The organism is Enterobacter cloacae complex sp. P17RS (assembly GCF_014895885.1).
GTDB lineage: Bacteria > Pseudomonadota > Gammaproteobacteria > Enterobacterales > Enterobacteriaceae > Enterobacter > Enterobacter bugandensis.
The window spans coordinates 146,479-166,640 of sequence record NZ_JADBQK010000006.1; the positions used below are offsets into that span (position 1 = coordinate 146,479).

At 54.4% G+C, this 20,162-nt stretch carries 22 protein-coding genes; 16 read left to right on the forward strand and 6 right to left on the reverse strand.

Annotation, left to right across the window (positions count from 1 at the left end; all coding sequences use genetic code 11):
- Window positions 1-60 precede the first annotated feature (60 nt).
- Window positions 61-330, reverse strand: a complete 270-nt coding sequence (locus IM265_RS06255) for a DUF1435 domain-containing protein (protein WP_032644970.1) — start codon at window positions 328-330, stop codon at window positions 61-63.
- Window positions 331-546: 216 nt separating this feature from the next.
- On the opposite strand from IM265_RS06255, the gene IM265_RS06260 reads away from it, so the two are divergent.
- Together IM265_RS06260 and fhuF are read left to right on the forward strand one after the other, a co-directional pair.
- Window positions 547-1,611: a GGDEF domain-containing protein gene (locus tag IM265_RS06260; RefSeq protein ID WP_048999318.1), complete on the forward strand. Its 1,065-nt coding sequence runs from the start codon at window positions 547-549 to the stop codon at window positions 1,609-1,611.
- 94 nt (window positions 1,612-1,705) lie between these two features.
- Window positions 1,706-2,494 carry a siderophore-iron reductase FhuF gene (gene fhuF / locus IM265_RS06265; RefSeq protein WP_193030200.1) on the forward strand — a complete coding sequence of 263 codons (789 nt, stop codon included), beginning with the start codon at window positions 1,706-1,708 and terminating at the stop codon, window positions 2,492-2,494.
- 96 nt (window positions 2,495-2,590) lie between these two features.
- Here fhuF and IM265_RS06270 read toward each other — a convergent pair whose 3' ends face one another.
- On the reverse strand, window positions 2,591-3,937 hold the full coding sequence (locus IM265_RS06270; RefSeq protein WP_193030198.1) for a PTS sugar transporter subunit IIC: 1,347 nt from the start codon (window positions 3,935-3,937) through the stop codon (window positions 2,591-2,593).
- Between the two features lie 328 nt (window positions 3,938-4,265).
- Here IM265_RS06270 and IM265_RS06275 point away from each other — a divergent pair, with 328 nt between their 5' ends.
- Complete coding sequence (locus tag IM265_RS06275; protein ID WP_023331967.1) at window positions 4,266-4,724, forward strand: YbaK/EbsC family protein; 459 nt, start codon at window positions 4,266-4,268, stop codon at window positions 4,722-4,724.
- Between the two features lie 40 nt (window positions 4,725-4,764).
- Here IM265_RS06275 and bglJ read toward each other — a convergent pair whose 3' ends face one another.
- Window positions 4,765-5,400 (reverse strand): DNA-binding transcriptional activator BglJ, encoded by a 636-nt coding sequence (gene bglJ / locus IM265_RS06280; protein ID WP_041911299.1) that lies wholly within the window; start codon window positions 5,398-5,400, stop codon window positions 4,765-4,767.
- Window positions 5,397-6,134: a LuxR C-terminal-related transcriptional regulator gene (locus IM265_RS06285; protein ID WP_041911300.1), complete on the reverse strand. Its 738-nt coding sequence runs from the start codon at window positions 6,132-6,134 to the stop codon at window positions 5,397-5,399. The genes bglJ and IM265_RS06285 overlap by 4 nt, the downstream gene beginning before the upstream one ends.
- Window positions 6,135-6,543: 409 nt before the next feature.
- Here IM265_RS06285 and IM265_RS06290 point away from each other — a divergent pair, with 409 nt between their 5' ends.
- From IM265_RS06290 to IM265_RS06335, 10 genes are all read left to right on the forward strand, one after another.
- Complete coding sequence (locus IM265_RS06290; RefSeq protein ID WP_028015422.1) at window positions 6,544-7,320, forward strand: threonine/serine exporter ThrE family protein; 777 nt, start codon at window positions 6,544-6,546, stop codon at window positions 7,318-7,320.
- Window positions 7,311-7,784: a threonine/serine exporter gene (locus tag IM265_RS06295; protein WP_041911301.1), complete on the forward strand. Its 474-nt coding sequence runs from the start codon at window positions 7,311-7,313 to the stop codon at window positions 7,782-7,784. The genes IM265_RS06290 and IM265_RS06295 overlap by 10 nt, the downstream gene beginning before the upstream one ends.
- Window positions 7,785-7,851: 67 nt before the next feature.
- Entirely contained in the window at window positions 7,852-8,493 is a 642-nt protein-coding gene (locus IM265_RS06300) for a TetR family transcriptional regulator (RefSeq protein ID WP_028015420.1), read from the forward strand.
- 41 nt (window positions 8,494-8,534) lie between these two features.
- Complete coding sequence (locus tag IM265_RS06305) at window positions 8,535-8,987, forward strand: MarR family winged helix-turn-helix transcriptional regulator (protein ID WP_028015419.1); 453 nt, start codon at window positions 8,535-8,537, stop codon at window positions 8,985-8,987.
- Between the two features lie 84 nt (window positions 8,988-9,071).
- Window positions 9,072-9,500: an organic hydroperoxide resistance protein gene (locus IM265_RS06310; RefSeq protein ID WP_013095463.1), complete on the forward strand. Its 429-nt coding sequence runs from the start codon at window positions 9,072-9,074 to the stop codon at window positions 9,498-9,500.
- Between the two features lie 147 nt (window positions 9,501-9,647).
- Entirely contained in the window at window positions 9,648-10,193 is a 546-nt protein-coding gene (dnaT, locus tag IM265_RS06315; RefSeq protein ID WP_049138674.1) for a primosomal protein DnaT, read from the forward strand.
- Complete coding sequence (gene dnaC / locus IM265_RS06320; RefSeq protein WP_028015417.1) at window positions 10,190-10,927, forward strand: DNA replication protein DnaC; 738 nt, start codon at window positions 10,190-10,192, stop codon at window positions 10,925-10,927. Before dnaT ends, dnaC begins: the two co-directional genes overlap by 4 nt.
- A gap of 84 nt (window positions 10,928-11,011) precedes the next feature.
- Window positions 11,012-11,494, forward strand: coding sequence for a DUF2501 domain-containing protein (locus tag IM265_RS06325; RefSeq protein ID WP_048959799.1), 483 nt, complete (start codon window positions 11,012-11,014; stop codon window positions 11,492-11,494).
- 268 nt (window positions 11,495-11,762) lie between these two features.
- Window positions 11,763-14,054, forward strand: a complete 2,292-nt coding sequence (gene opgB, locus IM265_RS06330) for a phosphatidylglycerol--membrane-oligosaccharide glycerophosphotransferase (RefSeq protein ID WP_048959805.1) — start codon at window positions 11,763-11,765, stop codon at window positions 14,052-14,054.
- On the forward strand, window positions 14,054-14,569 hold the full coding sequence (locus tag IM265_RS06335) for a GNAT family N-acetyltransferase (RefSeq protein ID WP_193030197.1): 516 nt from the start codon (window positions 14,054-14,056) through the stop codon (window positions 14,567-14,569). Before opgB ends, IM265_RS06335 begins: the two co-directional genes overlap by 1 nt.
- A 90-nt stretch (window positions 14,570-14,659) precedes the next feature.
- Here the strand turns inward: IM265_RS06335 and tsr are convergent, their stop codons facing one another.
- A complete protein-coding gene (tsr, locus tag IM265_RS06340; RefSeq protein ID WP_048959804.1) occupies window positions 14,660-16,324 on the reverse strand; it encodes a methyl-accepting chemotaxis protein in 1,665 nt (554 codons plus the stop codon).
- Between the two features lie 304 nt (window positions 16,325-16,628).
- Between tsr and xapA the strand changes: the two genes are divergently transcribed.
- From xapA to IM265_RS06355, 3 genes are read left to right on the forward strand one after another with little or no spacing between them, the layout of a single operon-like run.
- A complete protein-coding gene (gene xapA, locus IM265_RS06345) occupies window positions 16,629-17,462 on the forward strand; it encodes a xanthosine phosphorylase (RefSeq protein ID WP_059354699.1) in 834 nt (277 codons plus the stop codon).
- A gap of 44 nt (window positions 17,463-17,506) precedes the next feature.
- The gene (tsgA, locus tag IM265_RS06350; RefSeq protein ID WP_193030194.1) at window positions 17,507-18,709 is read left to right on the forward strand and encodes an MFS transporter TsgA; all 1,203 of its coding nucleotides are present in this window, start codon (window positions 17,507-17,509) and stop codon (window positions 18,707-18,709) included.
- Window positions 18,710-18,733: 24 nt separating this feature from the next.
- A complete protein-coding gene (locus IM265_RS06355; RefSeq protein ID WP_226839344.1) occupies window positions 18,734-19,666 on the forward strand; it encodes a LysR family transcriptional regulator in 933 nt (310 codons plus the stop codon).
- 1 nt (window position 19,667) lies between these two features.
- Here IM265_RS06355 and hpaR read toward each other — a convergent pair whose 3' ends face one another.
- A complete protein-coding gene (gene hpaR, locus IM265_RS06360) occupies window positions 19,668-20,111 on the reverse strand; it encodes a homoprotocatechuate degradation operon regulator HpaR (protein ID WP_063942918.1) in 444 nt (147 codons plus the stop codon).
- Window positions 20,112-20,162: the final 51 nt, after the last annotated feature.

The window sequence follows — 20,162 nt, forward strand, 5'->3', positions numbered from 1 at the left end:
AGTCCCCCCCCTCGCACCAATTATCTTATCTCCCTTCTGTAATACCTCTTATTTTCCCTGTTATTTCAAACTCATCATTATCACCAGAATTGCGCTGACTAATGCGACGCATGATGGCAGTAACACATAATGGCGTAGGTGCTTATGCCAGATCATGCCTGACGTCATCAGCAGCCCTGACACAATGATGGCCTTCCAGCTTTCGATGGAGAGATCGGCAAACATCAAACCGCCAAGGATTACGCCCGGCAGCAATACTCCCCATGCACTTCCCAGCGCCCTGTTCAACATACATCGCCCTTTCATAACGATAATGATAAACAATATCATATGATAAAAATTATCATTTGTCAGCGCGGTGAAGCAAAAAAAATCGCCCTTTCCCCTTATGTAGAATGACAGAAATTTCCTAAGGTGATAAATTGCTCACCTGTTAACTACACATAAAGTTTTTCTTATAATTACGCTTTGAGTTTTTTGCATAATTAAGTGCGAAACCACACCTATTCATCTGTTTTAATTAAGTTTTAATAAAAACGCACGACTATGACATCACAATCCTGGCGGTCTTTGGTTCAAAGAAAATATCAATTATCGTTACGTTTATTTTTATTTCTGAACGCAACGTCAGCCGTGTTCTCGGTAACAAACCCGCTCTATTCTGTACGCGTGTTTTCTGCCCCTCTGATTGCTATTTTCGCGATCAGTACTGGCCTGTTCATCTGGCACTGGAAAAAGCGCGCGCGGAAGATAAATATTCCTGCCGTTTCAGCAATCTTTGGTATTTTGTGGGCCTGGCAAATAGATTCGAAATTTTCGCTAATTACCCATGACCAGGCGATGTATTTGATAATAGCTTTACTCACGGTGCTTTTTATCGGAACGCTGGCCTTCGCCAGTAATATCAAAGCATTTACGCTGCACTCGCTCCCCGCCTTTATTGTCTGCCTGTGGTTAAGTGACCAGGATATATGGCTAAGAATGTCCTATTCTTTCGCACTTCCTGTGGTGGCTATTGCTATTCATAACATTTTGCAACGGCGCAACGATCGCTTCGCCCAGGAGCTGCTCTCTCGCCTGCTGGAAGAACGGGAAACTCTGACCGATCTCAGTATGATGGACCCGCTAACCGGGCTCTATAATCGTCGCGGCCTGCAGAGCCGTCTGGAGAACCTGCCGGCGGTAGAAAACGGCGAACATTTTGTTCTTTTGATGGATATCGACCACTTCAAAGCCTATAACGACCATTATGGCCATATGATGGGTGACCAGGCGCTGAAGCGCGTCTCTGCGGCAATTCGTGATGCCGTCAGATCGCGCGATATTGTGGCGCGTTTCGGTGGGGAAGAGTTCATGGTGCTGCTGACGAATATTTCACTTGAACACGCCCGCCATACGGCAGAGCGGATCCGTCAGAAAGTCTATGATTTGAAAATCCCCCATCTATTCAACGAAAGCGTCGCCACCAATGTCACCATCAGCATCGGTATTGCCATTTTCGAAAACGAGGACGTGGAAAGCGCTCTGGAGAGAGCGGACAGAGCCCTCTATGAAGCAAAGCATTTAGGTCGCAATAACATTCTGCTGAGTGAAGAGCTACAAACCGCTTAAGCGCGTCTTCGGTTAATCAGGACAAAAGTCTTGCCATTGGTATGAGCAATAGTTAGGATTGGCAATCATTATCATTTAGATTTCTATCTCAACTATGGCTACGCATACCGCACAAATCGTTGAACCACTCCTCTGGCGAGCGCCCCTCACCAGCGGGAATGCGTCGCTTGCGGATGCCATACGGGACAAGATTGCTAAGACGCGCGCCCACCTGCTGGACTTTATCAGGCTTGATGAAGCGCCCCCGCATCACGCCATGACGCTCGCTGAGTGGCAGCAGCCCTCTACGCTGCAGTCGCTGCTTGCAACCTATTCCGACCATATCTATCGCAATCAGCCGACCCTAACGCGGGAAAATAAACCTCTGCTTTCCCTGTGGGCACAGTGGTATATCGGGCTGATGGTTCCCCCACTCATGCTGGCGGTATTAACCCAAAAGAGCATGCTGGCGCTCTCCCCGGATCATTTTCACGTCGAGTTCCACGAAACTGGCCGAGCAGCCTGCTTCTGGATTGATCTGCACGAAGATCGCGGCGCAGAGCAGTTCTCTGCTCAGGAACGTCTGGAACAGCTTGTCATCCAGGCCCTGATCCCAGTGGTAGAGGCACTTGAAGCAACGGGCGAGATCAACGGGAAGCTTATCTGGAGTAATACCGGGTATTTAATTCACTGGTATTTAACAGAAATGAAGCCGCTGCTTGGCGATGAGAAAGTGGAGGCCCTGCGCCAGTCCTGCTTCTTTGCCAAACAGCTTTCCGATGGTCGCGATAACCCGTTATTCCGTACCGTTGTGCTCCGTGACGGGCTTCTGGTACGCCGTACCTGCTGCCAGCGCTATCGCCTGCCGGACGTTAAGCAGTGCGGGGATTGCACGCTGAAGTAGTGCAGTGAATTGCCCGGTGACGCTTCGCTTACCGGGCCTACAAAAACCTCGACTCGTAGGCCGGGTAAGGCGCATCCACCACCCGGCACAACGTCTTTAAGCCACCTGCTGATTGTCCTCTTCCCCATTACGCTGTGCTTCTTCCGCTTCCTGCTCCAGCAGCTGCTTCTCGTACACTTTGAAGAACGGGTAGTAGATGATTGCCGACACGCAGGCCAGAACCACAACCAGGATAGCCGCGCGGAAATCCCAGCCCAGAGCCCATGCTGCGCCTATCGGCGCCGGTGCCGTCCAGGGAACCACTGAAATAACACGACCAATCAGATCAAACGTCATCGCCGCCCAGGCCAGCACGGCGTTAACCATCGGGGCTAGCAGGAACGGAATAAAGAACACCGGGTTCATTACAATCGGCGTACCGAAGATAACGGGTTCGTTGATGTTGAAGAAGCTGGGCACCACGCTCAATCGGCCAATAGAGCGTAAATGCGCTGAACGGCTGTGCAGATAGCAAATCACCAGACCCATCGTTGCACCCGACCCGCCAATCACGATGAAGAACGTCCAGAAGGCTTCCATAAAAATATGTGGCAGAGGATGGCCGGCAGCCAGCGCGGTCTGGTTCGCTCCGAGGTTAGTCAGCCAGAACATCTGCAGCATCCCGGAGACAATAGCCGCCCCGTGGATCCCGGCGAACCACAGCAGGTGGCCAATCAACACCGCCAGCAGGATCGCGGGCAGTGAATCCGCCGCGGAAACCAGAGGCTTGAAGATGGACATAATTGCCTGCGGGATCAGCATGTCAAACTGAGACTGAATCACCAGGCTCAGCGGATAAAGCGTTAACACCACCACCAGCACCGGAATCAGCAGGTCAAAGGAGTTTTTGATCATCGGCGGCACCTGGTCCGGCAGGCGAATACCGATGTTATGCGCCTTCAGGAAACGCATCATTTCAACGCAGTAAATCGCCACCAGAATGGCGGTAAAAATACCCGTTCCACCCAGGCTATCGACGGGAAGCGTGCCTTTGGTTTTCGGGGCGGCAACCAGCAGAAACGCCATCAGCGACAGCATGGCGCACATGAACGGATCCAGCTGGTGCGTTTTGACATAATGTTTGCCAAGGTTATAGGCGATGGCCGCGCAGATATAAATGGACATAATGCCCATCGTCATATCAAACGGCGTCAGGATCTGGCCTTCAAACTGCTTCGCCATATCCAGCCAGGCGCGCGCGAAACCCCAGGTGGTATCAGGCGAAAACGGCGGGTAAGCAAACACTAATAAAAATGAACCCACAATCATGAACGGCATCGCGGAGATGAACCCATCACGAATAGCCATGACATGACGCTGGGACGAGATCCGCCCGGCGATCGGGCTCACGTAATTTTCAACGAAACGGAATATCAGATTAAACGCAGCATGGTTGGCAGACATGGTTGATCTCCTGTCAGACGTTTATTACAGGCGCGCTCGCGCCGCACGTTGTTCCATAAATCAGCTTCACAACCTTGCTGGCTTGCGTACCAGCGGTACTGCTCAGACGAAATGGTTTCATAATTGGCTCTTATTATTGGATACAGGGGACGTTACATACTCAGTATTAATCTACGCATCACGCTCTGCAACCGGTTACTGTAACCGGTTTCTGTGATTGTGAAGAGGATCCAGAAATCAGCCATCCTGGATATTTGTTACTTAAGAGATATTTACAGAGCATAAATTCTTATGACAGATTACGCAGGATATTTGTCAGGAGGAAACAATGAGTTTGCAGTCCGTACAGCAGTTTTTTGCCGACAACGCGCCGGAAATAGAGGTAATAGAACTTAGCCAGAGTACGGCTACCGTTGCGCTGGCTGCTGCCGCCCACCGTGTAGAGCCGGGACAAATCGCCAAAACCCTATCGTTGAAGGTTAAAAATGAGGTGATTCTGGTGGTGGCGAAGGGTGATGCGCGTCTGGATAACAAAAAACTGAAAGACACGTTTGGCGCGAAAGCACGCATGCTCAGCAGTGATGAAGTGGTTACCGTGACGGGTCATCCCGTTGGTGGCGTCTGCCCGTTTGGGCTTGAAAACCCACTTGCGGTTTACTGCGATATCTCTTTAAAACAATACGCTGAAGTGCTCCCCGCCGCTGGCGCTATCCATAGTGCCGTACGTATTTCTCCGGACAGAATGGCAGAGCTAACTTCAGCAAAGTGGGTTGATGTGTGCATCTGAATGACGCGCCAGAGCACATCTGGCGCGCAAAAGGCACAGGTTACAAAAATGTCGGTTTGCTTAGCCCCACAGTTCTCGGTTCTCTAACCGGAAGATGGGTAAGAATATCCGCTGCATCAAGCAATCCTACGTCAGAATTCACCCCTAGCTTCACCATCGCATTAAACTTATGCGCGCGAATAGTCTTGATATTGCGTTCAAGCTGCGCCGCGATTTCGGGAATGGAATATCCGCATGACATATAACGTAAAATTGCTCTTTCCGTTGGGCTTAACATCCGGTTCTGACTGCAGTACCAGTGGTTAAGCATATTGTCATTAATGCGCAGCGTTTCGCTCAACAATACCACTAACTCCTTCAGCAGGTGTTCAAGGGTCACCGATTTACTGACCACACCGTGAAGACGTGAAGGCGAAAGATGGCTAATCAACCTCGCCTCCATCTCATCCGAGACCAGGATAATGCGCTGAATATGGCTATGCGTAAACGCGAGATCCCGCAGATGCGCCAGGCAGTTACGTCGTTCTTCTCGCGCATCGGAAAGCGAATAGATCAGCGAGAAAAAATTCACGTGTTGCAGTGCTTTCTTAAAGCCATCAAAATCATTAAACAGGTGCAGTTGATATTGGCTGAGTTCAGGCTGCGTAAAAAGATGCTGCAGCCCGACCGCACTCATCGAGCAATTTTCGATGATGGCGATATGTCTTGTTGAATCGGTTTTTTCCATTCCTCGAACTCTCCATAGGCTGACATTAAACTCAGCTCTCTCATTCCCTGTGTACTATTGATCCAGGCGTACATATCGGCATTACTCCGCAATGAGAGCCTTCGCATCGCACTGTTTTTCTGCGCACTGATCGTTTTATTGCTCTTTTTAAGCAACGTAGCGATTTGGTTAATCCCCCACCCTTTGCCTAACAGGCGAAGCACCTTACGTTCTGAGTGCGTGAGCGCAATAAAGTGTTCGTCGTCATCCTCACTTTCCTCAGGTTCTGGGGTTAATAACGTCTGGCTTATCCGTTCTGCGCGTTCACTCCCTGCCCGGATAGCGTTAACGACACCTTCGATAGGTTCCATATCAGAAAGCAGCGTACTTTCCGGCCGCATAAGCAGCTCAACGGCAATAGGGTAAAACGGCCGGGAGACCAAAAAGATCCAGTGGATTTCCCGGTACTGGTTCAGTAAGCGGTAATACTCTTCGAGCGTACCCCGTGGGTTCCTGTATTCGCCTGAAACGTCGGCGATAATCACATCTGCGCGGCGCAACTGAAGCAGGGTTAACTCCTGCAGTGAGCGGCAGTAGGTCAATTCAAAATCGGGGAAATGACGTGCCATCACGTCCCCTAACCCATTCTGCATGACGGGTATCCGGCTAATGACAACGCCATGCTTACCAGGCAACGACAACATAGACCCTCCGTGTCCATTTTCCTTCGGTGCGTCATGTAAAACGCACCAAGGTATAAATATTTTCTTCCCTGAGTATAAAAAGATTAATACAAGCAGAAGATGAGATATGTTCTTAGTTTAGGAAATGCCTAAAACAGCGCTAATATCTCACAAAGCGCAAATCAATTTAATTGTGCAGACATTAAAATAACAACAAAATAAAATTAGAATTTCTAAATACAAATATTTTATTATTTCAAATTACTAATTCATCGTATTAATAAATTAATCCTGTAAGTCGTCGTGACGAGGGGGGGTAACTGTTTGCATAAACCTTGATCTGACCCACAGCAAGAGCCACTGCACTTTGTGCTAAAAGTAGGCATTACGGGCCAACCGGCAACTATTCACCTTATCTTCGGGATAATACATGCAGGCAGATCGGTCAACGCAGCGTGCTATCACGCGGCTCTGTATTCAGTGCGGTCTTTTTCTGCTCCAGCACGGCGCGGAAAGCGCGCTGGTCGAGGAGCTCTCAACCCGGCTGGGGCTGGCGCTGGGAATGGACAGCGTTGAGAGCGCTATCTCGTCCAACGCCATTGTGCTGACCACCATTAAAGACGGGCAGTGTCTTACGTCCACCCGTAAAAATCACGACCGCGGCATTAATATGCACGTTGTAACCGAGGTCCAGCACATCGTCATCCTGGCTGAGCATAAGCTTCTCGATCTCAAGGAGATTGAAAAACGTTTTAACCAAATCAAGCCATTACGTTATCCACGCTGGCTGGTCGTGCTCATGGTGGGGCTGTCATGCGCCTGTTTTTGTAAGCTCAATAAAGGTGGCTGGGACGGCGCGATCGTCACCTTTTTCGCCAGCAGCATCGCCATGTACGTGCGCCAGCTGCTGACGCACCGGCAGCTGCACCCGCAAATTAACTTCTGCATTACCGCGTTTGTTGCCACTACGGTGTCTGGCCTGCTGCTGCGCCTGCCGCAGTTTGCCGCTACCCCGACGATTGCGATGGCCGCCAGCGTGCTTCTGCTGGTGCCGGGCTTCCCGCTGATTAACGCCGTTGCCGACATGTTTAAAGGGCACATCAATACCGGGCTGGCACGCTGGGCTATCGCCAGCCTGCTGACGCTGGCGACCTGCATCGGCGTGGTGATGGCGATGACGCTGTGGGGGTTACGAGGATGGGCGTGATAGATTTTCTGCTGGCGCTGGCACAGGACATGGCCCTGGCGGCCATTCCTGCCGTCGGCTTTGCGATGGTATTTAACGTTCCGCAACGCGCTCTGCCGTGGTGTGCGCTGCTGGGCGCAATTGGCCACGGCTCGCGAATGGTGATGATGACGGCGGGCTTTAACATCGAATGGTCGACGTTTATCGCCTCTATGCTGGTCGGCAGCATCGGTATTCAGTGGTCGCGCTGGTATCTGGCGCATCCGAAAGTGTTCACCGTCGCCGCCGTTATCCCGATGTTCCCCGGCATATCTGCCTATACGGCGATGATTTCCGCGGTGAAAATCAGCCATTTTGGCTACACCGAGCCGCAGATGATCCTTCTCCTTAGCAACTTTCTTAAGGCGTCCTCCATCGTCGGTGCGCTCTCTATCGGGCTGTCGATACCCGGGCTATGGCTCTACCGCAAACGCCCGCGCGTTTGATATTTGTGTTATTTCGCTGCCGTGGAGATAATCTTTCTGGTCCGTTTGGTAAAAATAAGGAAAGGATGTGGCTAACTCTGGCAGCGAACACCCCGATCACAGTGAAGAATCGAGCCTGAAAGAGAAAATTTTTCAGAGCGCTATCGCGCTGTTTGCCGAATTTGGACTGAACGGCGCCCGCATGGAGCAGATCGCGGAGAAAGCAGGTACCACCAAACGCATGGTCGTTTACCATTTTAAAAACAAAGAAAATCTCTACCTGCTCGTCCTGGAGTACGTTTACACCCAAATTCGCGCCAGTGAAAAGGCGCTTAGCCTGGCGGATATGCCTCCCGTCGAAGCGCTGGTCCATCTGGTTGAAGCCACCTTTGACTATCATGCCGACCACCCGGATTACATCCGCATTATCTGCATGGAAAACATGCAGCGCGGCCGTTTTATGCAGCAGTCAAACTATCTGCGGCAGGTCAACCGCAGCGCGCTCGACCTGCTGGAAGGCATCCTGCGCCGGGGCAAAGAAAAACAGCTTTTCAGCCAGACGGTTGACGCCCGCGACCTTCACCGTCTGATCAGCAGCTTCAGCTTTCACTACGTTGCCAACAGCTACACCTTCACCCTGCTGTTTGAAGAGGGTGCAGACGAGCAGGCCCAGCGCCAGCACTACCGTAAAATGGCCGTTCAGGTGGCGCTGCGTTATACCTGCCCCTAAAATTGCTTGCAATTAAATCGTGCACAATCTATATTCATTTCATGAACGCAAAAACGAACGACACGACCGCTGCGCTCCTGCTGGATAACCAGCTCTGTTTTGCCCTCTATTCGGCAAATCTGGCGCTTAATAAGCTGTACCGGCAACTGCTGGCGCCGCTAAACCTGACTTACCCGCAATATCTGGTGATGCTGGTGCTATGGGAGCAGGATGACGTGACGGTGTCGGACATCGGTGAACGGCTGTTCCTTGACTCCGCAACGCTGACGCCGCTTCTGAAGCGTCTGGAAAGCGCAGGGCTAATCAACCGCCACCGCTCGCGTAAAGATGAACGTCAGGTCGCCGTCACGCTGACTGAAGCCGGACGTGAACTTCAGCAGCAGGCACTGGGTATCCCACACGCAGTGGGGTGCGCCGCACAGTGTGATACCGACACCATGCTGGCGCTCAAGCAGCAGTTGGAACTTTTGCGACAACAGATTCAACGCGCGTAAGGCTATACTTTACGCGTTTTAACTTACCCATATACATCGCACGCTATTTAATAGCACATACAAAAGTAAGATGAGGAACCTGCCATGTCTTTAGAAAAAGTTGTTTATACCGCCAAAGCAAAAGCAACCGGGGGCCGTGACGGCCGCGCGACCTCTTCCGATGGAGTTCTGGACGTTAAACTGGGCGTGCCCAAAGAGATGGGCGGTATGGGTGGAGAAGTCACGAACCCTGAGCAGCTGTTTGCTGCGGGTTACTCTGCCTGCTTCCTGGGCGCGATGAAGTTTGTGGCGGCTCGCGACAAATTTACCCTGCCAAAAGAGGCGTTTATTGAAGGCGAAGTGGGTATCGGCCCGCTGCCGACCGGTTTTGGTATCGAAGCAAAACTGAATATCCACGTTGAAGGTATGGATCCTGCGGAAGCCAAAAAGCTGGTCGATGCGGCGCATATCGTTTGCCCGTACTCTAACGCGACCCGTGGCAACATCGACGTGACCCTGAATATTATCGCGTGATAACTGCCTGATGGCGCTGCGCTTTTCAGGCCTACGACTGTAGCCCCGGTAAGCGCAGCGCCACCGGGGAAATCCCCTCCATCCCCTCCCCTCTCTGTGCTACCATAAGCCCATATCACGCCCGTAGTAATCAGTTGAGTAAGCGTTATGTCCTCCAGAATTCTGACCACCAGCATTGCTGGCATTGATGCCTTTATGCGCGACCCACGCGGTGTGTTGACCCACGCCGAAGGCGGCACGGTTGCGGTTTTTGCCGACAACGCGCCGGCGTTTTACGCAATCACGCCGGAACGTCTGGCGCAGCTTCTGGAGATCGAAGCGCAGATGTCACGTCCGGCAAGCGACGTCACGCTGGATAACCAGTTTTTTGAAGAACCGGTTAATACCCCGCTAACCATTCCGATGGGCAAATTTGTCCTGTACGCGGGCTGGCAGCCTGACGCAGATTTTCAGCGGCAGGCAGCATTGTGGGGCATTGCGTTAACCCAGCCAGCCACCGCGGAAGAGCTCGCCGCGTTTATCGCCTGGTGGCAGGCGGAAGGCAAAGTGTTCACCCACATTCAGTGGCAGCAAAAGCTCGCGCGTCATCTTCAAATTACCCGCGCCAGTAACAATGGCCAGCCTAAGCGCGATATCAACACTTTTTCAGAACCGGATAAACAGATCCCAAGTGGATTCCGAGGTGCGAAATGAAGAACGTCGGCGACCTGATGAAACGTCTGCAAAAGATGATGCCAGCCAACGTGAAGCCCGCCTTCACCACGGGTGAAGAGCTGCTGGCGTGGCAAAAGGAGCAAGGTAAAATTCGTGCCGCCGCGCTCGCCCGCGAAAACCGGGCAATGAAAATGCAGCGCACCTTTAACCGCTCCGGTATTCGTCCCCTGCATCAGAACTGCTCGTTTGATAACTATAAAATTGAGACCAGCGGGCAGATGAACGCGCTCGCCGCCGCGCGTCAGTACGTGGATGAATTTGACGGCAATATCGCCAGCTTCATTTTTAGCGGCAAGCCGGGCACAGGTAAAAACCACCTCGCGGCCGCCATCTGCAACGAACTGCTTCTGCGCGGTAAATCGGTCCTCATTATCACCGTGGCCGATATCATGTCCGCCATGAAAGACACCTTCAGCAACCGTGAAACCAGCGAAGAGCAGCTTCTTAACGATCTGAGCAATGTCGATCTACTGGTCATCGACGAGATTGGCGTTCAGACCGAATCCCGTTATGAAAAAGTCATCATTAACCAGATAGTCGATCGCCGCTCTTCGTCCAAACGTCCCACCGGGATGCTGACGAACCACAACATTGACGAGATGACCCGCTTACTGGGCGAACGCGTCATGGACCGCATGAAGCTGGGCAACAGTCTGTATGTCATCTTCGACTGGGACAGTTACCGAAGCCGCGTCACCGGCAAAGAGTATTAAGACAGTTCCAGGAATCGCCAGCAGGGCGCAGGTATATACTGGAACCCCTTCCGGCCCAAAACGGACCTTTTTGAGAAAGCCATGATGAAAAAACAGATTCTTATTAGCACCTTTTTAGGCGCGCTGCTGGTTACCGGCGCAGCACAAGCGGCTTCGTGGCAGGAGTCCCTGTCAAGCGCAGCGAATGAGCTGACCAAAGAGAGCAGCAGCGCCCAGGGCGGGCTCTCGGCCTCTTCTCTCACCAGCCTGCTGAGCAATAGTTCCCAGAGCCTGAGCGCGGGCACGATGAACAACGCGGCGGGGATTCTGGAATATTGCGCTAAGCAAAAGCTGGCCTCGGTGACCGACGCGCAAAACGTGAAAAACCAGGTGCTGGGTAAACTGGGTCTCGACACGCAGGAGCAAAAAGCGGATACCAGCTATATGGACGGCATTCAGGGCCTGCTTAACGCGCAAAACGGCCAACAGCTTAACCTAAGCACCCTTGGCAACTCCGCCCTGGCAAAACAGGTGAAAACCAAAGCCTGCGATCTGGTGCTGAAACAAGGCGTTAATTTCATCTCCTGATCCGCCCCATTTTCTGCCACAACACGCCGCGTTTAATGCGATAGGCTTGCATCGCGGCGTTAAACGAGCGTTTTTCCTACCTGCCACCGTCTCAGCGTCCGTTTGTCAGGATGCGACCATCCTCATAAAAACGATTTTATAAACCAAATCCTAACAACAGCACACTTTCGTGACACTAAAATTGCAGCTAAACGACATCGCCATTACATTGTCTTACCAAAAATAAACAGTTAGCCAGCGAAGCACCTGGCGTCATGAGGATATGCTGTTGTCAGAATTCATCTCTCTTATCCTTTTTCTGGCTTCCGTCGGCGTTTATGCCTGGAAAGCCGGCCGTAACACCTGGTGGTTTATCGCCACGCTGGTGGTGCTCGGCATTTTTATCGTTTTAAACATTACCTTATACGCCAGCGATTACTTCACCGGCGACGGCATTAACGATGCTGTGCTCTACACCCTGACGAACAGCCTGACGGGCGCGGGGGTAGGTAAATACATCCTTCCGGGGCTGGGACTGATCGTGGCGCTGGTGACGATTTTCGGCGCGCTCGCCTGGGTGCTGCGCCGCCGTCGCCATCTTCCTCACCATCATGGCTACAGCCTGCTGGCGCTTTTCCTGGCGCTGGCCTCCGTCGACGCCAGCCCCGCGTTTCATCAGATCACCGAGCTTGTAAAATCCCAGTCGCGCGACGGCGATCCGGACTTCGTGGCCTACTATAAAGAGCCGTCGAAAACGATCGCCAACCCGAAGCTCAATCTGGTCTACATCTACGGTGAAAGCCTGGAGCGCACCTACTTTGATAACGATGCGTTTCCGAACCTCACGCCGGAACTGGGCGCGCTGAAAAACGAAGGTCTCGATTTCAGCCACACCATGCAGTTACCCGGCACGGATTACACTATCGCCGGGATGGTGGCCTCTCAGTGCGGTATCCCGCTGTTCGCACCTTTTGAAGGCAACGCCTCCGCCTCGATGTCGACGTTCTTCCCGCAGAATATTTGCCTGGGCGATATCCTGAAAAACTCCGGCTATGAAAACTACTTTATGCAGGGAGCAAACCTGCGCTTTGCCGGAAAAGATGTGTTCCTGAAATCCCACGGTTTTGACCACCTGTATGGCTCAGAAGAGTTAAAAACGACGGTTGCCGATCCCACCTACCGCAACGACTGGGGCTTCTATGACGATACGGTGCTGGACGAAACCTGGAAGAAATTCGAGGAACTTTCCCGCGCCGGGAAGCGGTTTTCTCTCTTTGCGCTGACAGTAGATACGCACCATCCGGACGGGTTCGTCTCGCGCACCTGTAAGCGAAAAAGCTATGACGTGGACGGCAAAAACAACAAGTCTTTCAGCGCAGTGACCTGTAGCCAGGAGCACATCGCCGCGCTGGTCGAGAAAATCAAAGCCTCGCCCTGGTTTAAAAACACCGTCATCGTCGTATCGTCTGACCATCTGGCAATGAAAAACAGCGCGTGGGACCAGCTCAGCAAGCAGGATCGCAGCAACCTGTTCTTCGTGCTGCGCGGCGACCAGCCGCAGCAGGAGTTAATCGCCACCAAACGCAACTCCATGGATAACGGCGCAACCGTGCTGGACATTCTGGGGGGCGACAACTTTATTGGCCTCGGGCGCAGCACGCTCTCGGGGCAATCCCTGTCGGAAGTGTTCCTCAACATGAAGGAGAAAATCCTCGCCTGGAAGCCCGACATCATCCGCCTGTGGAATTTCCCGAAAGAGATGAAAGACTTCACCGTCGATCGGGATAAAAACACCGTTGCCTTCTCCGGCAGCAATTTCCGCCTGCCGCTGCTGGTGCGCGTGTCGGATAGTCGCGTCGAACCGCTGCCGGAAAGCGAGTATTCCGCGCCGCTGCGCTTCCAGCTGGCCGATTTCGCCCCTCGCGATAACTTCGTCTGGATTGACCGGTGTTACAAAATGGGTCAGCTCTGGTCGCAGCCGCTGGCACTCTCTACGGACTGGTGCGTCTCTCAGGGCCAGCTTGGCGGGGAGCAAACCGTGCAGCATGTCGACAAAGCCCAGTGGAAAGGCAAAACCGCCTTTAAAGATACGGTGATTGATACGGCTCGCTATCAGCACAACATCGACATGCTGAAAATCGTCGACAACGACATCCGCTATAAAGCGGACAGCTTTATCTTTAACGTGGCCGGCGCGCCCGAAGAGGTGAAGCAGTTTAGCGGCATCTCCCGTCCGGAGTCGTGGGGACGCTGGTCAAACGCGCAGCTGGGCAACGAGGTGAAAATTGAGTACACCCATCCGCTGCCGGAACAATTTGATCTGGTGATCACGGCCAGGGCGTACGGGCCTAACGCGAATAAACCTGTACCGGTGCGCGTGGGCGATCAAGAGCAGACGCTGACGCTTGGAAATGACGTAAGCACTCACACCCTGCATTTTGAGAATCCATCGCGCAGCAGTACCCTGGTGATTGTGCCGCCAGACCCGCAGTCCACCAATGAAGGAAATATTCTCGGCCATTCACCGCGCCAGCTCGGGATCGGCATGGTTGAAATTAAAATCGTGAGTCGCGCAGGCTAATGGTCGCCCTTAACCTCACCGTTCGGCCCACACATTCCGACGACGTTGCCGCCCTGCCCGCCATTGAGCGCGCGGCGGGCGAGCGTTTTCGTGACTACCCCAGCCTCGCCTGGCTTGCCGATGGCGAGGTCATTTCCGCTGAACAGCATCTCGACTATGCCGAACGGGGGCTAAGCTGGCTGGCGCTGGCGAACGACCGTCCCGTGGGGTTTATTCTCACTGAAGCGCACCCTTCGTCGCTGTTTATTGTGGAGCTCTCGGTCGATCTGGCCTGGCAGGGAAAAGGGATCGGTCGGCAGCTCATCGCCTGTGCAGCTGACCATGCCCGCCAAAAGGGGCTGAGATCGCTGACGTTGACGACGTTCCGGGACGTGCCGTGGAATGCGCCCTTCTATGCGCGGCTGGGGTTTGAAATGATGACGAGGCTGACGCCTGAATTGCGTGAAAAACGCGAAGAAGAGACGGCGCACGGTTTAGCGTATGACTCCCGCTGCGCCATGCGCCTGCCGCTTTGATATCGCCCGGTGGCGCTTCGCTTACCGGGCCTACAACAAGCTTCCGTTGGCCGGGTAAGGCGTAGCCGCCACCCGGCACAACGCGCTGGATCAGAACGTTTCCCAGTTATCGCCCGCGTCCGCCGTCGCGACTTTACGCGACATCACCGGCGCGACAACGCTTTTCGCGGCAGCGAACTCGCGCGCCTTCATCTGCTCCTGCTGAATGCGGAACACTGCCACGGCCTGCGTCAGACGGCTCGCCTGCTCTTCCAGCGCCGCCGCCGCTGCGGCTGACTCTTCTACCAGCGAGGCGTTCTGCTGGGTCACGCGGTCCATCTCTGCCACCGCCAGGCCCACCTGGTCGATACCGCGGCTCTGCTCGTCGGACGCAGAGGCAATCTCGCCCATGATATCGGTCACGCGGGTCACCGCGTTCACGATCTCACCCATGGTTTCACCGGCGCTTTCCACCAGCGTTGAACCCACTTCCACGCGTCCCACGGAGTCTTCAATCAGGCTCTTGATCTCACGTGCTGCCTGAGCGCTGCGCTGGGCCAGGTTACGCACTTCCCCTGCCACCACCGCAAATCCACGCCCCTGTTCGCCCGCACGCGCCGCTTCTACCGCCGCGTTCAGCGCCAGAATGTTGGTCTGGAAGGCAATGCCGTCGATCACGCTGATGATATCGGCAATTTTCTGCGAACTGCCCGCGATGTCACGCATGGTTTGCACCACGTTGTCCACCACCTTGCCGCCCTTCTGCGCGGTTTCAGACGCGCTTAGCGCCAGGTGGCTCGCCTGACGGGCGTTCTCGGCGTTCTGCTTAACGGTCGCCGTCAGCTGCTCCATGCTGGCAGCGGTCTCTTCCAGTGAAGCGGCCTGCTGTTCAGTACGGGAAGAGAGGTCGTTATTGCCCATCGCGATTTCGCTCGCGCCGCTATAGATAGCGTTCGCGCCGTTACGCACGTCGCCCACGGTACGCACCAGCTCGCCCTGCATATGACGCAGCGAGTCGGCCAGTTCGCCCATCTCGTTAGAGCCTTCCACGTCGATGCGCTTCACCAGGTCGCCGCTGGCGATGTGGCGGATATTGTCAATGAGACGCGTCAGCGGAGAGATCAGCGCCTGCTTGATACCCAGCCAGACGGCCACGATCACCACCAGCACGGCAACCAGCACGCTGATCAGCACCCAGATAGCCTGAGTGTAAGAGCTGTTGCTGTCTTCAACCGCCATCTGGTACAGCTTGTCGTTCTGCTGCAGGTAGCTCACGTACTGCTTCTCGAATCCATCCTGGTAGCTCTGGGTCGGCTGGTCGAAGAAGGCGTTGATTTTGCCCGCCCCCAGCAGCTGAATTAGCTCAGCCAGCGCACCGTGGTAGATATCGTAGTTACGTTTTATTTCCAGCGCAGCGGCGTCGCTCTGACGCGGGTCGCGCGGCAGGGCTTCATAGTCAGCCCAGTTTTTTTCCGCCTGTTTCAGCGAGGCAGACGCAATCTGCATCAGATCGTTAACGGTCGCGCCGCTGCCGATATTGTTCTGATCCATCATGTAGCGGATGCCCGCGCGGTTCAGGGTATTACGGGTTTGCAGCAGCGCAACCCAGCTCCCGTTAAGGGTGGATTGTTGCTGACGAATGGTTTGCAGGACGGTGAAATTCTCTTTGTCATTCTTCAGAGCATTAAAGAAAAGACCACCGGATGTGAGTTGTAAAAGGCCAAATATCGCTAAAACCAGCATTAAGCTGGTGACAATCTTGATACGGTTTAACATGTTTTCTCTTTCCATCAGACAGATAACAGAATTTTCGGCCTGATAAGGGAAAACTTTACAAAAAACGCACTCTTTTCGTGCAAAAAAGTCGCGCAATCGCGTTTCACACCCGCACAGTGAAGCCAATCACATTTCTTCTCCCCATTTTGCGACGCTGCGGGCCCCGCTTTTTCCTAACATATTGAAATATCTACCCTTCCGCCGACATCAATATAAAAACAATATCAATAACCCCGCCAATCATATTGGAACCCCAATCAACGGCACCCGAAAATGTAAGGAGATAACCCGTTAAGGAGTAGTTATGTCCCGTTCCGTCTTTACTGATTCCCCGTTTGAAGCCGCTGAAATCCTGCGCGCAGCTAAACCCGGTTTTACGCCCCGCATCGCGATGATCCTCGGCTCGGGTCTCGGCGCGTTAGCCGACAGGCTGGAAAATAAAACCGTTGTCTCATACGAAAAGCTGCCCGGTTTTCCGGTCAGTACGGTCATTGGCCATGCGGGCGAAGTGGTGATGGGGAGCCTGCACGGCGTCAACCTTATCTGCATGAAGGGCCGTGGGCATTTTTACGAAGGCGTCGGGATGGGCATCATGACCCACGCGGTACGCACCTTTAAGCTGCTGGGATGTGATTTCATGCTCTGCACCAACGCCGCCGGCTCCCTGAACACCGACATTCCAGCGGGTTCGCTGGTGGCGCTGAACGACCACATCAATACCATGCCGTCCACGCCAACGGTGGGTCCCAACGACGAACGCTTTGGCCCACGCTTTTTCAGCCTGGCGAATGCCTACGACAAGACGCTTCGCGAACGCCTGCACGCCACGGCAAAAACTCTCGGCCTGACGCTGCATGAAGGGGTGTTTGTCTCCTACCCTGGCCCCAACTTCGAAACGGCAGCAGAGATCCGCATGATGCAAAGAATAGGCGGTGACGTCGTCGGTATGTCAGTGGTGCCGGAAGTGATCGTTGCCCGCCACTGCGGCCTGCGCGTGCTGGCCGTCTCCGCGATTACCAACATGGCGGAAGGTCTGAGCGACGTTGAACTTTCCCATGAGCAGACCCTGAAATGCGCTGCCATGGTCACAGATGATTTTATTCGTCTCATCAGCGAGTTTGTGAAGCACTACCGCTGATCGTTATCCACAGACGGGCATCCGTGCCCGTCAGGAGAATACACATGTCTGATAACAACTATTCTCGCGGCAGTTTGAACGCCGTATCCTACCTCAGCTACTACTTTGTCGGCGCGCTGGTATCGACGCTCGGGATTGTCCTCGGCCCGCTGTGCGCGGCCTTCAACAAAGATCCGAGCTTTATCGGCCAGGTATTTACCCTGATGAACATCGGCATGTTTGTGCCCATTATGCTCGGCGGCCTGCTGATGAAAAAATGGGGGCTGCAAAAACCGCTGACCATCGCCGCCGCGCTCACCCTCGTCGTGAGCATCGTGCTGTTTACGCACCCGACCCTGACCCTGTTCAGCGTGGCGGTCGCCCTGATGGGGGCCTGCGGCGGGATCTTCATGACTATCGGCAGCTATCTGGTGGTGCGCATTAATCCCGATGAAAAAAGCCGTTCTGCCAGCCTGATTTTCACCGATTTCTTCTTTAGCCTTGCCGGGGCAACGCTCTCCTTCCTGTTGGCGTGGCTTTTTAAGCTTGGCGCAAGCTGGATGGCGATGTATGCCATCATGGGGGCGCTGGGTGCGCTGATGCTGGTTCTGGTGCTGCGCGCTCGCTTTCCGACGACAGAAGCGGCAACACCCGTTGAAGCGTCTTCGCCGGTGGCTGAACCCTGGGGAATGTCGGTATGGCTGATTTGCCTTTCGCTGTTTCTGTTCCTGCTGGCCGAGCCCATCTTCACCATGTGGACGCCGGGCTATCTGCAATGGCGCTTCGTCATGCAGCCTGAGCAGGCAGCGCTGTTTACAACCGTTTACTGGGTCACCAAAGCAACCGGGCTGTTCATCAACCAGTTCACCGTCAAGCTTATGAAGCTGCGTACCTTCCTGCTGATCTGCACGGTTGTCGGGATGATCTCCATTGCGCTTATCGCCAACAGTGGCAGCACTACGGCGATCCTGATTGCCTGCGGCTGCTTTGGCTTCTTTAACTCTGGCCTGTTCTCAGGGCTCATGAGCTACGGTTCGCTGCAGGTGAGCCGCAGCTCGCCAACGCTGATCTCCGCTCTGCTGACCTGCGGCACCGTCGGCACGCTGCTGTTCGCCACCGTATCGTCGCTGGTGAACAGCCGCTTTGGCCTGCACGGTGCGGTGAATGCCGCGACCGTCGCCTACGCTGCCCTGCTTCTGGTGCTGCTGTGCGCGGTTATGCGCAGCCGGGCCGAGCGTTTGCATCACTCAACCGCCAGCGCGGTTTGACAGACCAGGGAGAGGATGGCAACAATGGCGGCAACCTCTCCCTTACCAGCCATCCTCATGAACGATTCTGCTCTCCTCAGCCGCGTGCGCATGCGCATGCTACGCTACTTCCAGGTTCTGGCCGATGAACTGCACTTTGGCCGCGCAGCGGCCAGGCTGAATATCTCCCAGCCGCCGCTAAGCATGCAGATTAAAGAGCTTGAAACCCTGCTCGAGGTTGAGCTTTTCGAGCGGACGAGCCGTAAGGTCGTGTTAACCCACGCGGGAAAAATATTGAAGGCCGAGGTCGACCGGCTGCTGAGCGCTGCCGAACAGTCCCTCAACTACGTTCAGCAGATTGGCCGCAGTGAAAAACAGCATATCAACATCGGCATTATTGGCAGCGCCATCTGGGGAACGCTGCTTACCCGGCTTAAGACGCTGCACGAGCAGTACCCCAACGTCCACTGGACGCTGACAGAGCTCTCTCAGCAGCAGCAAATAGAGGCGTTGCGCGCCCGCACGATTGATATCGCCATCAACCGCAACGTCATCCCCAACGCCGAGGTCAACATCCGCTGCCAGCTCATTTCGCGGGAAACCATGCGCCTGGCGGTGCATGAAAACGACCCGCTGGCGAAACGCAGCCGCGTATCGCTGGCGGAGCTGGCGCAGCGCCCCTTTATCTCACTCTCCTTTAACCGGGGCGACTTCGCGCGTCAGGTATACGACGCCTGCGCGGAACATGGCTTTCAGCCGCTGATTGCCCAGCAGGTCTTTGAGCCGCAAACGGTGCTGGCGCTGGTCAGCGCGGCCACGGGAGTGGCGCTGCTGCCGGAAACCTGCGCGCTGATCCACTGGCCCGGCGTCACCTTTGTCACGCTTGAAGAACAGATTCCCGCCGACCTGTACGCCCTGTGGTACGACGCCCCTCTCCCCGAGCTGTTCAGCAACGTCCTCGCGGCATTACGCGGATGAGCTACTCCTCATCCCCGCGCGCGGCAATGTGACGATTGCCGAGGGTAATGAACTCTTCCAGTAGCGCCGTCAGCTGCTTCATCTTCTCCGGCGTGTATTCCGCCTCAATCTGCTGATACGCCTCTTCCACCTGCGCCTGGGCGTGCTCGTACAGCGCATTTCCCTCTTTGGTCAGCGACACGTACAGCTTGCGCTGGTCGTTCACCGGCTTTAAGCGCAGCACCAGGCCGTCGCGCTCCATGCGCGTCAGAATGCCGGTCAGGCTCGGGCGCAGAATACAGGTGCGAAACGCCAGATCGTGAAAATCCATCGACGGATGTTCAGCCAGCACGCGCACGATGCGCCACTGCTGCTCGGTGAGGTTATGCCGCTTCACAATCGGACGGAAGTACGACATCGCCGCTTCCCGCGCCTGCAAAAGCGCGATGGTTAATGAATCATGCATAGCCTCTCCCCTTCACATCATTAACAAGTAAACGATTCATAAAAGATGTTT